The following is a 15013-nucleotide window of genomic DNA, read 5'->3' on the forward strand; positions in this document are numbered from 1 at the left end:
TCACCGCTCGATCAGCGCAATGCGCTTGTTGTACCAGTTCATCAGCAGGGAAATGCTGATGCTGATCGCCAGGTACACGCTCATGGTGATGGCAATGACTTCGATGGCCTGGCCGGTCTGGTTGAGCACCGTGCCGGCAAACAGCGAAACCATTTCCGGGTAACCGATACCGGCGGCCAACGACGAGTTTTTCGCCAGGTTCAGGTATTGGCTGGTCAGCGGCGGAATGATCACCCGCAGGGCTTGCGGGATGATGACCTTACGCAGCGTCGGTCCAGGGCGCAGGCCCAGGGAGCGCGCAGCTTCGGTCTGGCCGTGGCTGACGGACTTGATGCCCGAACGCACGATCTCGGCGATAAACGCTGCCGTGTACACGGTAAGCGCCAGGGTCAGCGCCAGCAGCTCAGGGATCAGCACCCAGCCGCCGACAAAGTTGAAACCTTGCAGCGTGGGCATTTCCCAGTGCAGCGGTGCACCGAAGATCAGGGCGCACAACGCCGGGATCACGAAGAACAGCGCCAGGCCCGCCCAGAATTTGTGGAACGGAACGCCGGTGGCTTCAAAGCGTTTGTTGGCCCAACGCGCCATCGCCACGATTGCCACGATCGCCACCACCACACTGGCCACAAACGGCCAGAACCCATCAGCGGCAAGCGCTGCCGGCATATTCAGGCCACGGCTGCTGACAAAGAAGGTGTCGCCGAAGTTATGGCTGTTACGCGGCCCCGGCATGGTCAGGAACACCGCGAAGTACCAGAACAGGATTTGCAGCAGCGGCGGAATGTTGCGGAACACTTCCACATACACGGTCGCCAGCTTGTTGATCATCCAGTTCGGCGACAGACGCGCCACGCCAATGATGAAACCGAGCAAGGTCGCCAGGACCACGCCGATCACGGTCACCAGCAGGGTATTGAGCAAGCCGATTACAAAGACGCGGGCATAGCTGTCCGATTCGGTGTAGTCGATCAAATGCTGCGCGATGCCGAACCCGGCACTGCGCTCAAGAAAGTCGAAACCCGAGGTAATGCCTCGGTGCTGAAGGTTGGTCTGGGTATTGTCGAAGAGGTACCAGCCCAGCGAGATCACCGCCACAATCGTGATGATCTGGAAGAGCCACGCACGCACTTTGGGATCGCTGAAGCTGAGCTTCTGCTTTGGTGCGCCGATTTGATTTTGCATGAAGTGCCCCGGAAAGAATGGAACAGAACATCACCCGGCGGTTGGCCCACCGGGTGACAGAACCATCAGCGATCAGCGCACAGGGGGTGCGTATTGAATGCCGCCGTTGTTCCACAGTGCGTTCAGGCCACGGTCGATTTCCAGCGGGGTGCTCTTGCCGAGGTTGCGCTCGAACACTTCGCCGTAGTTACCGACTTGCTTGACGATCTGTACGACCCAGTCTTTCTTCACTTTCAGGTCTTTGCCGTATTCGCCGTCAGCACCGAGCAGACGTGCAACGTCCGGGTTCTTGGTGGATTTGGCTTCAGCTTCAACGTTTTTGGAAGTGATGCCGGCTTCTTCAGCGTTGAGCATGGCGTAGCCAACCCAGCGCACGATGGCCAGCCACTCGTCGTCGCCGTTACGCACGACTGGGCCCAGCGGTTCTTTGGAGATGGTTTCCGGCAGAACCACGTAGTCCTTCGGCGCGGCCAGCTTGCTGCGCTGGGCGAACAGTTGGGACTTGTCGGAAGTCAGTACGTCGCAACGACCGGATTCCAGCGACTTGGCGCTTTCGTCGGAGGTGTCGAAGGTGATCGGGGTGTATTTGAGGTTGTTGCCACGGAAGTAGTCGGAAACGTTCAGCTCGGTGGTGGTACCGGCCTGGATGCAGATGGTTGCACCGTCCAGTTCCTTGGCGCTTTTTACGCCCAGCTTGTTGTTAACCAGGAAGCCGATGCCGTCGTAGTAGGTGATGAAGCCTGGGAATTTCAGGCCCATGCCGGCGTCGCGAGAGCTGGTCATGGTGGTGTTACGGGACAGAATGTCGACTTCGCCAGACTGAAGCGCGGTGAAACGCTCCTTGGCGTTCAACTGGCTGAACTTGACCTTGGTCGCGTCGCCGAACACAGCAGCAGCGACAGCGCGGCAAACGTCAGCGTCGATCCCGAGGATCTTGCCGCTGGCATCCGGTACCGAGAAACCCGGCAAGCCGTCACTCACGCCGCATTGCACGAAGCCTTTCTTCTGCACGGCGTCCAGAGTGGCGCCAGCTTGGGCGAAACCACTGACACCCAGTACAGCGGCCGCGGAAACGATGGCCAGGGTGGATTTCAATACCTTCATTCAAACCTCCAAATACGCTCTTGTTGTGTCGGAGCTCGAACCTCAGCGCACCCTTATGAGGCGATATTGACCCGTGTTGGTTTTTTTTAGGGTCAAGCGGCATGAGGCTGTCGCAGTAATTCCAGCGGCTATCCCATAAACGGCAGTCACTGATAGTGTTACCGTCCCGGGATAGTTCTGACATCGACCTACACATAGCAAGCGCCGTACCAGAGTGGTGGCTGAGTCGTTTCAGCCCATGGTCAATAGGAAAAGATTCAACCTTGCGACATTCTCTTAACAGATCAACCTATGACGCACCGTTCCGTCGCACTTAATCGGAGCGCACGCACATTTATGGAGCAGACATGACCGAACCCTTGATTCTTCAGCCCGCCAAGCCCGCAGACGCCTGCGTAATCTGGTTGCATGGCCTGGGTGCCGATCGCTACGACTTTTTGCCGGTGGCCGAAGCGCTGCAGGAAAGCTTGCTGACGACGCGCTTTGTATTACCCCAAGCGCCAACCCGCGCGGTGACTATTAATGGCGGCTACGAAATGCCGAGTTGGTACGACATCAAGGCCATGAGCCCGGCCCGCTCGATCAGCCTGGAAGAGCTGGATGAGTCGTCCAGAATGGTCACCGATTTGATCAAAACTGAAAAAAGCAGCGGAATAGACGCCTCGCGAATTTTCCTCGCCGGTTTTTCCCAAGGTGGCGCGGTGGTTTTCCACACAGCGTTTACCAAATGGCAGGGTGCCTTGGGTGGCGTCATCGCCCTCTCCACCTACGCGCCTACCTTCAGCGATGAGCTGGAATTGTCCGCCAGCCAGCAGCGCATTCCCGCTCTGTGCCTGCACGGCCATCACGACGAGGTGGTGCAGAACGCGATGGGCCGTACGGCTTACGAACACCTGAAGAGCCGTGGTGTCACCGTGACATGGCAGGAATACCCAATGGGCCACGAAGTGTTACCTCAGGAGATACACGATATCGGCGCCTGGTTGAGCGCTCGCCTGGGCTGATACTCCGCATTTATGTAGCCGTATGACAGACACACTACGCCGCGCCCGATTCTTGCATTACACTGCCCGGCGTACATTCCTTAACCAATTAATGAGATCACCGTGCTCAAAGCACTTAAGAAGATGTTCGGCAAAAGCGAGGCTGAGCCGCTCGCGCCTGTCCCCAGTGCTCCTGTCCCCGCCTCCGGCAGCCGCAATGACGGCCAACAGCCCGACCGGACCGCTCCTATCGCGCAGCCGAAGACGCCGCCGGTGACATCGCCCGAACAGGCAACCCCTCAGGCTGAAGCCGCGCCCGCCCCCAAGCCTCGCCGGGAACGCGCCCCTAAACCGCCGGTGATCCCATGGAAACTCGAAGACTTTGTCGTCGAGCCCCAGGAAGGTAAAACCCGTTTCCACGACTTCAAACTGGCCCCGGAACTGATGCATGCCATCCAGGACCTGGGCTTCCCGTACTGCACGCCGATCCAGGCGCAGGTATTGGGCTTTACACTTGCCGGCAAAGACGCCATCGGCCGTGCCCAGACCGGCACCGGCAAGACCGCCGCGTTCCTGATCTCGATCATCACCCAGCTGCTGCAAACGCCGCCGCCGAAAGAGCGCTACATGGGTGAACCGCGCGCGCTGATCATCGCCCCGACCCGGGAGCTGGTGGTGCAGATCGCCAAGGACGCCGCCGACCTGACCAAATACACCGGCCTTAACGTGATGACCTTCGTCGGTGGCATGGACTTCGACAAGCAGCTCAAACACCTCGAAGCCCGCCACTGCGACATTCTGGTAGCGACCCCTGGCCGCCTGCTGGACTTCAACCAGCGCGGCGACGTGCACCTGGACATGGTCGAAGTGATGGTGCTGGACGAAGCCGACCGCATGCTCGACATGGGTTTCATCCCGCAAGTGCGCCAGATCATTCGTCAGACCCCGCCGAAAAACGAGCGTCAGACCCTGCTGTTCTCCGCGACCTTCACCGAAGACGTGATGAACCTCGCCAAGCAGTGGACTACCGACCCGTCCATCGTCGAGATTGAAGCGCTGAACGTCGCCAGCGAAAACGTCGAACAGCACATCTACGCGGTGGCCGGTGCCGACAAGTACAAACTGCTCTACAACCTGATCAACGACAACGGTTGGGAGCGCGTGATGGTGTTCGCCAACCGCAAAGACGAAGTACGCCGCATCGAAGAGCGCCTGGTACGTGATGGTGTCAACGCCGCGCAACTGTCCGGCGATGTGCCGCAACACAAGCGCATCAAGACACTGGAAGGCTTCCGCGAAGGCAAGATCCGCGTGCTGGTGGCCACTGACGTGGCGGGCCGTGGGATTCACATCGATGGCATCAGCCACGTGATCAACTTCACCCTGCCGGAAGTGCCGGACGACTATGTGCACCGGATTGGCCGTACTGGCCGTGCGGGCGCAGCGGGTGTGTCGATCAGCTTTGCCGGGGAAGATGACTCGTATCAGTTGCCGTCGATCGAGACGTTGCTGGGTCGCAAGATCAGCTGCGAGACACCGCCGACGCACTTGCTGCGAGCTGTAGAACGCAAACGCCCGTAAGCTGAAACCCGGTCAAAAATGTGGGAGGGGGCTTGCCCCCCGATAGCAGTGGATCAGTCGATACATAAATTAACTGACACACCGCTATCGGGGGCAAGCCCCCTCCCACATTTGGTTCTGTGTTCGGCTGGCTACTTCCAGCGATCCGCTGCAGCGTGGTCGCTGTCCCGCCCGTCCACCCAGCGCGAACCTTCTGGGGTGTTCTCTTTCTTCCAGAACGGCGCTCGCGTCTTCAAGTAATCCATCACAAACGCACAGGCATCAAATGCAGCCTGGCGATGGGCACTGGCTGCCGCGACAAACACAATCGGCTCACCCGGCTCCAACGCGCCGACGCGGTGCAGTACGTCCAGCTTGAGCAACGGCCAACGCTGCTCTGCTTCCACGGCGATCTTGGCCAGGGCCTTTTCGGTCATACCGGGGTAATGCTCCAAGAACATCCCCGATACGTCGCGACCATCATTGAAGTCGCGTACATAACCGACAAAGCTCACCACCGCGCCCACGCCCACGTTGGCCGCGTGCATTGCGTTAACTTCAGCACCGGGATCAAACGCCTCAACCTGCACACGGATGACCATGTTCAGCCTCCGGTCACGGGTGGGAAGAAGGCAACTTCGTCTCCGGCGTGTACCGGTTCGTCGAGACTGCACAACTCCTCATTGCGGGCGCACATCAGACTTGGCTCGTTGAGGACTGCAAACTCCGGGTCACTGGCCAGCGCCAGGCGCACGGCATCCACGGTGGCAAACTCACCTTCCATCTCCAGCGAATCGAAGCCCACCGATTCGGCGTAGCGCGCAAAAAACAGGACGTTAATACTCATACTTGATCCGCCTTGAAATGCCCGCTCTTGCCGCCCAGCTTTTCCAGCAGGCGAATACTTTCGATGGTCATGCCGCGATCCACGGCCTTGCACATGTCGTAGAGGGTCAGCGCAGCGACGCTGGCTGCCGTCAATGCTTCCATCTCCACGCCGGTCTGCCCGGACAGCTTGCAGCGCGCCACGATATGCACGGCGTCCTCGCCATCGGCACTCAGTTCGACCTTGACGCCGGTGAGCATCAGCGGATGGCACAGGGGGATCAGATCACTGGTTTTTTTTGCTGCCTGGATCCCGGCGATGCGGGCCACGGCAAACACGTCGCCCTTGGGATGGGCGCCGTCGACAATCATTTGCAGGGTGCTTGGCAACATGCGCACCCGCGCTTCAGCCACCGCCTCACGGAACGTCACGGACTTGTCGGTGACGTCGACCATATGGGCGCGACCTTGGGAATCGAGATGAGTCAGCACAGCGATACTCCTGATCAGGAGCCGCGATTGTAAACCCAACACACAACAAAATGTGGGAGGGAGCAAGCCCCCTCCCACACTGACCGCATTTACAAATGAGACTCTGCGTATTCAGCCAGGATCGAACGTGGAACACCCTGCAGCGCAATGTGCACGCCGTTCGGGAAGTCTTTGAAGCGTTCAGTCAGGTAGGTCAGCCCGGAGCTGGTCGCGGACAGGTAAGGGGTGTCGATCTGTGCCAGGTTGCCCAGGCACACCACTTTGGAACCAGCGCCGGCACGGGTGATGATGGTTTTCATCTGATGCGGCGTGAGGTTCTGGCATTCATCGATCAAAATCAGGCTCTGCTGGAAGCTGCGACCTCGGATGTAGTTGAGGGATTTGAACTGCAACGGCACTTTGCTGAGGATGTAGTCGACGCTGCCATGGGTGTTTTCGTCATCCATGTGCAAGGCTTCGAGGTTGTCGGTGATCGCCCCGAGCCACGGCTCCATTTTTTCCGCTTCGGTGCCGGGCAGGAAGCCAATTTCCTGGTCCAGCCCCTGCACGGAGCGGGTGGCGATGATGCGGCGATAGCGCTTGGTCACCATGGTCTGCTCGATGGCGGCAGCCAGGGCGAGGATAGTTTTACCGGAACCCGCAGCGCCGGTCAGGTTGACCAGGTGGATGTCCGGATCGAGCAGCGCATACAGCGCCAGGCTCTGGTAGATGTCGCGCGGTTTCAGGCCCCAGGCTTCCTGGTGCAACAGGGGTTCCTGATGCAGGTCGAGGATCAGCAGCTTGTCGACCTGGATCTCTTTGATCCAGCCCACGAAGCCCTGTTCGTCGATGATGAATTCATTGATGTGCACGGCCGGCAGGTTGTCGATCAGTTGTACCTGGTGCCAGGTGCGGCCATGGTCCTGACGGGTTTCGACCTTGCTCACGAGGTCCCAGAAGGAACCGGTCACCGTGTGATAACCACGGGACAGCATTGAAACGTCATCGACCAGTTGGTCGGTGCTGTAGTCCTCGGCCGCGATCCCACACGCTCGGGCCTTGAGGCGCATATTGATGTCTTTGGTCACCAACACCAGGCGCAAGTCCTTGTCACGCGCGTGCAGGTCGATCAATTGGTTAATGATTTTGTTGTCGTTGAGGTTTTCCGGCAGCAGGCTGTTGGGCTCGCTGCGCTTGCTCATCAGAATCGACAGCAAGCCCTTGGGCCCGCTTTTGCCACGCTGGATCGGCACGCCGACTTCAACGTCCTCGGGTGACGCTTCGCCCAGGGTCTTGTCGATCAGGCGGATGGCCTGGCGGCATTCGGCGGCAACGCTGTGGTGCCCACTTTTGAGTTTGTCGAGTTCCTCAAGCACGATCATCGGGATGGCGACGTGGTGCTCTTCGAAATTGAGCAGTGCGTTTGGATCGTGGATCAATACGTTGGTATCAAGCACATAAAGGATTGGCTGGTCGGAAGAAGGGGTGCGTCCATGATCATCCATACTCGGTCACCTTTGTGGGAGCCAGTCGACGCAATACCACGACAGTGCTGCGCCTTGATTCGACCACCGACTGCACCTGAGTGACGTCAAGCGCAGTGCCCACATGAGGAGTCTTGGAAGACGCCACCTGTGTTGCAGGTTTCGGCGATCTGACTTCGTAATACCGCAAAACCCATGACAGGAAAAAGCACTTTGACGCTTTTTTGAAGTTTATTTTTCAGGATGACGAATAGCACTAGCCGAGTGCCATGCACCCCGTTAAAGTCGGAAGTCCGCCTGCATCGAAATGTCGCACAAAATCACCCCGAAAACGCCTCATACCCAACAGGGCCGGGCACTTCATCTTTTTAACGAAATGCTTCCCGGCAGTCCTGCCAACCCAAGCCACTCTGCGCCGTTGCCTGTAGCAACAGCGGCAATGCCACCCGCGCCTTGTCTTGAGTGTCGTGAAACACAATCACCCCTTTGCGCCATAGCAACATCAGTGTGAGCACGCGCTGCATCGACTCATCGGCCTTGAGCTTGCCTGGATCATCCTGGGAATCGATGTCCCACAACGCCAACTGCAAACCCTGGGATTGAAAGAATCCCTGACTGTCCGCGCGGCGCTGGCCGTACGGTGGGCGGAACAGCGGCACGTAGTTTTCCGGCATCAGGTTCTGTACCAACGACGCACTGCGGGTGACGGAGCTTTGCCAGTCCACCCAATGGCTGTGGGAGCGGTACTGCCAACCCTGGGTGCCGACGCATTGGCCTTGGTACAACGCCTCCACTTGCGCGGCGGAACTGCGCTCGACACGGGTTTGCAAGCTGCTGCCGAGGGCAAAGAACGTTGCGTTCATCTTCTGCTTGCGCAGGTAGTCGGCGAGCCAGTCGGTATTGCCGCTGACCGGTGCAGGGCCGCCGTCGAACGTCAGCAGGAACAGGCGGTCGTTGAATTCGTCGCCATTGCGCTCATGGTCGCCAAACCGAGCAACTTCGCTGCTGATCTGCGGGAAAAGCGCGGCCTTTCTCAGCAGTTCGTCCAGGTAACGTTCATGGAAGGTATGGCTGGGGGCGGCCCAACCTATATAGAAGGAGTCTTGGCTGACTTCGAACTTGCCGGCCTGTTCGCGCAGGTCGTCCATGTTTTCCACCAGGTAGCAAAACGAGGCATCCACCTCGCAGCTCTGCTGGGCGACGGTGTAGTTTTCCAGCAGGCGTTGCCAGAGCTGGCGGCGCAGGTCGTCGATGGCGGCCTGGTTGATGATCCTCAGGCCCAGGCGCTGCTTGAGCGCCGCGTCATCCAGAGACTCGCTGGCCAACAGGCTGCGGGCGAACATCAGGATTTCGGCGCGCGAGGCTACGTCGAACAGCGCAGGGCTGCTGAGTTTTTCAGGCCAGGTACCACGGTCCAGGCTGGCTACATCCACCGGTGCCGCCTGGGCATTCAGGCACAGCAGGCAAGCCGACAACAAAAGCGCTATTCGCACGCAGGGTCTCCCTCTCCAGAGTCACCGGCCATCATAGCGGATCGCGCCTATCGCCATCATAGGTGGAGTCAAAACGCCCGAGCCCCTAGAATCCCCCCACGATTACAGGAGACGACTTCATGCTGACGGTGATTTCCCCCGCCAAAACCCTCGATTTCGAATCAAAACCGGCGACCCCACGCTTCACCCAGCCGCAGTTCCTGGACCATTCCCAGGAATTGATCGAGCAACTGCGTGAGTTCAGCCCAGCGCAAATCAGCGAACTCATGCACGTCTCCGACAAAATCGGCGGCCTCAACGCCGCACGTTTCGGCAGCTGGACCCCGGCTTTCACCCCCGAAAACGCCAAACAAGCCTTGCTGGCATTCAAGGGCGACGTGTACACCGGCCTCAACGCCGACACCTTCACCGATGCCGACTTCAGCTACGCCCAGGACCACCTGCGCATGCTCTCGGGCCTTTACGGCCTGCTGCGCCCTCTGGACCTGATGATGCCGTATCGCCTGGAGATGGGCACCAAACTGGCCAACGCACGTGGCAAGGACCTGTACGCCTTCTGGGGCACGCGCATCAGCGAATGGCTGAACGAGGCCCTGGCCGAGCAAGGCGATGACGTGCTGCTCAACCTGGCGTCCAACGAGTACTTCTCGGCGGTCAAGCGCACAGCCCTGAACGCGCGGATCATCAACACCGAGTTCAAAGACCTGAAGAATGGCCAATACAAGATCATCAGCTTCTACGCCAAAAAGGCCCGGGGCATGATGAGCCGCTTCGTGATTGAAGAACGCATCAACGATCCCGCCAAGCTCAAGCAGTTCGATGTGCAGGGTTATCGCTTCAATGCGGAGCAGTCCAAACCGGACAACCTGGTGTTTTTGCGCGATCACGCACCGGAATAAAGCTCTCAACAGCACCGATGTTCAAATGTGGGAGGGGGCTTGCTCCCGATAGCAGAGTGTCAGTCACTGATTGGGTGACTGATACACCGCTATCGGGAGCAAGCCCCCTCCCACATTTTTATCTGCGTTGAATCCGACAAACGCCAACGTTTTGACGTCAAAAAATATCCTGTCGCATTCCTAACGTTTCTTTCACTCGACATTTCTAAATTTTTTTCGTAGTGGCACCACTTTTTTAAAACACTAGTGGCACAAAACTATCTCTCCAAGCCAACTCCCTATAACTACTGGCCCAAATAGCAAGTGCTATCAATATAGCACTAGTGCCATCCCTCCTAATATTTCAAGAAATTTCAGCGCTCTAGATAGGCGGTCTGGAACTTCGTCCCAAAGCACGGCTCATACCACCGGTAACGAAATTCTCTGTTTCTGTAGGAGATGACTTACATGGCGACCAACGGAAGTAGCGAAGTTGTCATATTAAACTTTGACTCATTGGTCATATTGCCAACCGATTAATTAAGAGCGGCGACAAGGATGATTTGCTTCTCCCTATAAGGCCAGGGCTAAGCCTCCCCTAATGGTCAGTGATACAACCCAAGGCATTGATATTTAAAGGCTTGCCGCCTCTATCAAAGCCCTGCGGCACTGGCGCCAGGCCCTTCTCCCAGGAAGGCCGGCTGCATTTGAGGGCAGGTCCCAACAATAAGGCCAAGTTGCGCACAACTTGAGTGCAATCGTTAGTCACTCATTATTCAACATGCCTGTACGCGGTAAGTCGGCGTCTATTCGCCTAACTTTCGTGGCATTTGTGACGCTTGCAAACATGAACTCCGGCCATTAATTGGCATGATTAACACAGAGGTAAATGCGATGCGCATCAGCATATTTGGTCTAGGTTACGTTGGCGCAGTGTGTGCCGGTTGCTTGTCTGCCCGTGGCCACGAAGTGGTAGGCGTAGACATCTCCAAGGATAAGATCGACCTGATCAACGCTGGCAAATCGCCAATCGTTGAACCGGGTCTGGGCGAGTTGTTGAGCCAGGGTATCGAAACCGGTCGACTGCGCGGCACCACCAACTTCGCCGACGCCATCCGTGATACCGACCTGTCGATGATTTGCGTCGGTACGCCGAGCAAGAAAAACGGCGATCTGGAACTCGACTACATCGAAGCCGTGTGCCGCGAGATCGGTTTTGTCCTGCGTGACAAAGCCACCCGCCACACCGTCGTCGTACGTAGCACCGTACTGCCAGGCACCGTGGCCAACGTGGTAATCCCGATCCTCGAAGACTGCTCCGGCAAGAAAGCCGGCGTCGACTTCGGTGTCGCGGTCAACCCGGAATTCCTGCGTGAATCCACTGCCATCGCCGACTACGACTTGCCACCGATGACCGTCATCGGCGAGTTCGACAAAGCTTCCGGCGATGTCCTGCAATCCCTGTACGAAGAACTCGACGCACCGATCATCCGCAAGGACATCGCCGTTGCCGAGATGATCAAGTACACCTGCAACGTGTGGCACGCCACCAAGGTGACCTTCGCCAACGAGATCGGCAACATCGCCAAGGCCGTCGGCGTCGATGGTCGTGAAGTGATGGAAGTGGTCTGCCAAGACAAGACCCTCAACCTGTCCCAGTACTACATGCGCCCAGGCTTTGCGTTCGGCGGCTCGTGCCTGCCAAAAGACGTGCGCGCCCTGACCTACCGCGCCAGCACCCTGGACGTGGAAGCGCCGCTGCTCAACTCGCTGATGCGCAGCAACGAGTCCCAGGTGCAGAACGCCTTCGACATCGTTGCCGGCCACGACAAACGCAAAGTCGCCCTGCTGGGCCTGAGCTTCAAGGCCGGTACCGACGACCTGCGTGAAAGCCCGCTGGTAGAGCTGGCAGAAATGCTGATCGGCAAAGGTTTCGACCTGAGCATCTACGACAGCAACGTCGAGTACGCCCGTGTCCACGGTGCGAACAAAGATTACATCGAAGGCAAGATCCCGCACGTGTCGTCCCTGCTCAACTCGGACTTCGACGACGTGATTAACAACTCCGACGTGATCATCCTCGGTAACCGTGACGAGAAATTCCGCGCCCTGGCGCAGAACGCACCGCACGGCAAGCAAGTGATCGACCTGGTGGGCTTCATGTCCAAAGCCACCTGCGCGACCGGTCGCACCGAAGGCATCTGCTGGTAACAGCAACGGCAAGTTTCAGGCGGCGCGCGTTTCCATCCCCAGCGCTCGCCGCCTGAAACCTCCTTCACCTTCGGAAGATGCTTATGTCCAAGTTAAAACACGTACTACTGCAATCCGCCGGCTGGCTGTTCTTCCTCAGCCTGCTGATGGGTCTCGCCCTGCTGTTGCCGGCGAGTACGTTCGACTCCGAGTCGAAGAATTTTATTTTCCTGATTGGCGCCGTCGGTATCTGGCGCTATTCGATGGGTGCTACGCATTTCTTTCGCGGCATGCTGTTCTTGTACGTGGTCTACCCGCACCTGCGTCGTAAAGTGCGCAAGCTGGGCAAGGCCGCCGACCCGTCCCACGTGTTCCTGATGGTTACAAGCTTCAGGATCGATGCGCTGACCACCGCGCAGGTCTACAGCTCCGTGATCCGCGAGGCCATCGAATGCGGCTTCCCCACCACCGTGGTCTGCTCGCTGGTGGAAATGTCCGATGAGCTGCTGGTCAAGAGCCTCTGGGAGAAGATGAACCCTCCAGAGCACGTGAAGCTCGACTTCGTGCGCATCGCCGGCACCGGCAAGCGCGACGGCCTGGCCTTCGGTTTCCGCGCCATCTCCCGCCACTTGCCGGACGACCGCGCCGTGGTGGCGGTGATCGATGGCGACACCGTGCTTGCCGAAGGCGTAGTGCGCAAAACCGTGCCGTGGTTCCAGCTGTTCGGCAATGTCGGCGGCCTGACCACCAACGAGTTCTGCGAAGTACGCGGCGGCTACATCATGAGCGAGTGGCACAAACTGCGCTTCGCCCAGCGCCACATCAACATGTGCTCCATGGCCCTGTCCAAGCGCGTGCTGACCATGACTGGTCGCATGTCGGTGTTCCGTGCCAGCGTGGTCACCGACCCGGGCTTTATCGCCGACGTGGAAAGCGACTCGCTGCAACACTGGCGCCTGGGCCGCTTCAAGTTCCTCACCGGCGACGATAAGTCCAGCTGGTTCAGCCTGATGCGCTTGGGCTACGACACCTTCTACGTGCCGGACGCCGCGATCAACACCGTGGAACACCCGCCGGAAAAGAGCTTTATCAAGGCCAGCCGCAAGCTGATGTTCCGCTGGTACGGCAACAACCTGCGCCAGAACTCCCGCGCCCTCGGCCTGGGCGTACGCCGCCTCGGTCTGTTCACCAGCGTGGTGCTGTTCGACCAGCGCGTGTCGATGTGGACCTCCCTGCTCGGCCTGACCGTGGCGATTATCGCCACCTTCAAATACGGCGGCGCGTTCATCCTCGCGTACCTGCTGTGGATCGGTATTACCCGCCTGATCCTCACGCTGTTGCTGTCGTGTTCCGGCCACAAGATCGGCCCGGCTTACCCGGCGATTCTCTATTACAACCAGATCATGGGCGCGCTGGTGAAGATCTACGTGTTCTTCCGCCTTGATCAACAGTCCTGGACTCGCCAGGACACCAAACTGACCCGCGATTTGGCCAGCTTTCAACGTTGGTTCAACACCTGGTCGTCTCGGACCATGACCTTCTCCGCCGGCAGCATTTTCGTCGCCGTGTTGCTGATGATGGTCTGACCCTGCCAAGCCTGAATTAACTAGGAAATCGAAAATTATGAACAGCCAAGCAAACGTCAATGTTGTCCACGAATCCGAAGCCCAACGCCAACACGCACGGGTAAAAATCCCGGCCAAATTGCGCTTCTTCGGCAATGACGGCAAACCCACCGAAGCGCGGGTTCTGGACCTGTCCGCCGGTGGCCTGGCATTCACTGCAACCCAACCGCTCAACGTCGGTGAAGTGCACAAGGGCCGCCTGCAGTTCGTGATCGATAACCTCGGTCTGGCGATGGACGTCGAATTGCAGATCCGCTCTTACGACCGCCAGAGCGGCCGTACCGGTTGCCAGTTCCAGAACCTGGAACAGCAGGATATTTCCACCCTGCGCCACCTGATCACCTCGCACTTGTCCGGCGACATCGTGTCCATGGGTGACGTGCTGGCGACCCTGCAACGCGACAACTTCACCAAGGCGCGCAAGGTCAAGGACAGCGGCAGCGGCATGACCGCACTCGGTCGCCTGCGTGCAGTGACGTTCAGCGCGGGGATCTTCATCGTGGGCCTGGCGGCGTTCGGGTTTGTCTTCAAGTCGGTGTACGGCATGTACTTCGTCAGCCACGCCCAGGCCGGTCTGGTCAGCGTGCCGGGTATGAACGTGACGATGCCGCGCGACGGCACCGTGCAAAGCCTGCTCAAAGGTGACGCGATCGCCGCCAAAGGCGCGCCGCTGGCGACCTTCAGCACCAGCATGCTGGATGTGCTCAAGGGCCATTTGGACGAAGACCAGCTGCAACCGGCCAAGGTTGAAGAACTGTTCGGCAAGCAAATGACCGGCACCCTGACCTCGCCGTGTGATTGCGTGGTTGCCCAGCAAATGGTCGCCGACGGTCAGTACGCCAGCAAAGGCGATGTGATCTTCCAACTGGTGCCACGCGGCGCTCCGGCCAATGTGGAAGCGCGTTTCACCTATCGCCAGTTCGGCGCCGTACGCCCAGGTACGCCAGTGAGCTTCCAGGTTGCCGACGAAGACCAAGTGCGTACCGGCACTATCGTCAGCAGCACCAGCCTGAACAGCGCCGATCTGTCCTCCGACATCCGCGTACAGATCAAGCCTGATGCACCGCTGGACAGCGCATTCGCCGGCCGCCCGGTGGAAGTCACCAGCGACCGCGGCCCATCGCTGAACTGGCTGATCGATAAAGCCATGGCTGCCGGACTGTAAGCGAGGAGATGCCTGTGATGACGCGCCTAAAAACACCGCAATCCCTGTGGGAG

General features: G+C 58.7%; 13 protein-coding genes. 6 read left to right on the top strand and 7 right to left on the bottom strand.

The window, feature by feature from the left end:
- Both ACVWXD_RS19615 and ACVWXD_RS19620 read right to left on the bottom strand, forming a co-directional pair.
- Positions 1-1182, bottom strand: coding sequence for an amino acid ABC transporter permease (locus ACVWXD_RS19615; RefSeq protein WP_032886379.1), 1182 nt, complete (start codon positions 1180-1182; stop codon positions 1-3).
- Between the two features lie 72 nt (positions 1183-1254).
- A complete protein-coding gene (locus ACVWXD_RS19620) occupies positions 1255-2286 on the bottom strand; it encodes an amino acid ABC transporter substrate-binding protein (protein ID WP_010212954.1) in 1032 nt (343 codons plus the stop codon).
- Positions 2287-2633: 347 nt separating this feature from the next.
- Between ACVWXD_RS19620 and ACVWXD_RS19625 the strand changes: the two genes are divergently transcribed.
- Both ACVWXD_RS19625 and rhlB read left to right on the top strand, forming a co-directional pair.
- A complete protein-coding gene (locus ACVWXD_RS19625; RefSeq protein ID WP_181639182.1) occupies positions 2634-3290 on the top strand; it encodes an alpha/beta hydrolase in 657 nt (218 codons plus the stop codon).
- 96 nt (positions 3291-3386) lie between these two features.
- A complete protein-coding gene (rhlB, locus tag ACVWXD_RS19630) occupies positions 3387-4850 on the top strand; it encodes an ATP-dependent RNA helicase RhlB (RefSeq protein ID WP_177326431.1) in 1464 nt (487 codons plus the stop codon).
- Between the two features lie 131 nt (positions 4851-4981).
- Here rhlB and moaE read toward each other — a convergent pair whose 3' ends face one another.
- From moaE to ACVWXD_RS19655, 5 genes are all read right to left on the bottom strand, one after another.
- Positions 4982-5431, bottom strand: a complete 450-nt coding sequence (gene moaE, locus ACVWXD_RS19635; RefSeq protein ID WP_401383470.1) for a molybdopterin synthase catalytic subunit MoaE — start codon at positions 5429-5431, stop codon at positions 4982-4984.
- Positions 5432-5433: 2 nt separating this feature from the next.
- Complete coding sequence (gene moaD / locus ACVWXD_RS19640) at positions 5434-5676, bottom strand: molybdopterin converting factor subunit 1 (protein ID WP_032886374.1); 243 nt, start codon at positions 5674-5676, stop codon at positions 5434-5436.
- Entirely contained in the window at positions 5673-6146 is a 474-nt protein-coding gene (gene moaC, locus ACVWXD_RS19645; RefSeq protein WP_032886373.1) for a cyclic pyranopterin monophosphate synthase MoaC, read from the bottom strand. The genes moaD and moaC overlap by 4 nt, the downstream gene beginning before the upstream one ends.
- 89 nt (positions 6147-6235) lie before the next feature.
- Positions 6236-7630 carry a PhoH family protein gene (locus ACVWXD_RS19650; protein WP_032886372.1) on the bottom strand — a complete coding sequence of 465 codons (1395 nt, stop codon included), beginning with the start codon at positions 7628-7630 and terminating at the stop codon, positions 6236-6238.
- A gap of 347 nt (positions 7631-7977) precedes the next feature.
- Positions 7978-9102 carry a polysaccharide deacetylase family protein gene (locus ACVWXD_RS19655; protein WP_457371265.1) on the bottom strand — a complete coding sequence of 375 codons (1125 nt, stop codon included), beginning with the start codon at positions 9100-9102 and terminating at the stop codon, positions 7978-7980.
- A 119-nt stretch (positions 9103-9221) separates the two neighbouring features.
- On the opposite strand from ACVWXD_RS19655, the gene yaaA reads away from it, so the two are divergent.
- From yaaA to ACVWXD_RS19675, 4 genes are all read left to right on the top strand, one after another.
- Complete coding sequence (gene yaaA / locus ACVWXD_RS19660) at positions 9222-10001, top strand: peroxide stress protein YaaA (protein WP_095183885.1); 780 nt, start codon at positions 9222-9224, stop codon at positions 9999-10001.
- An 873-nt stretch (positions 10002-10874) separates the two neighbouring features.
- The gene (locus tag ACVWXD_RS19665) at positions 10875-12191 is read left to right on the top strand and encodes a nucleotide sugar dehydrogenase (protein ID WP_095183884.1); all 1317 of its coding nucleotides are present in this window, start codon (positions 10875-10877) and stop codon (positions 12189-12191) included.
- An 83-nt stretch (positions 12192-12274) separates the two neighbouring features.
- Positions 12275-13756, top strand: coding sequence for a mannuronan synthase (gene alg8 / locus ACVWXD_RS19670; protein WP_122755618.1), 1482 nt, complete (start codon positions 12275-12277; stop codon positions 13754-13756).
- A 37-nt stretch (positions 13757-13793) separates the two neighbouring features.
- Entirely contained in the window at positions 13794-14960 is a 1167-nt protein-coding gene (locus ACVWXD_RS19675; RefSeq protein WP_401383464.1) for a PilZ domain-containing protein, read from the top strand.
- Positions 14961-15013: the final 53 nt, after the last annotated feature.

The organism is Pseudomonas sp. TE3911, assembly GCF_054062775.1.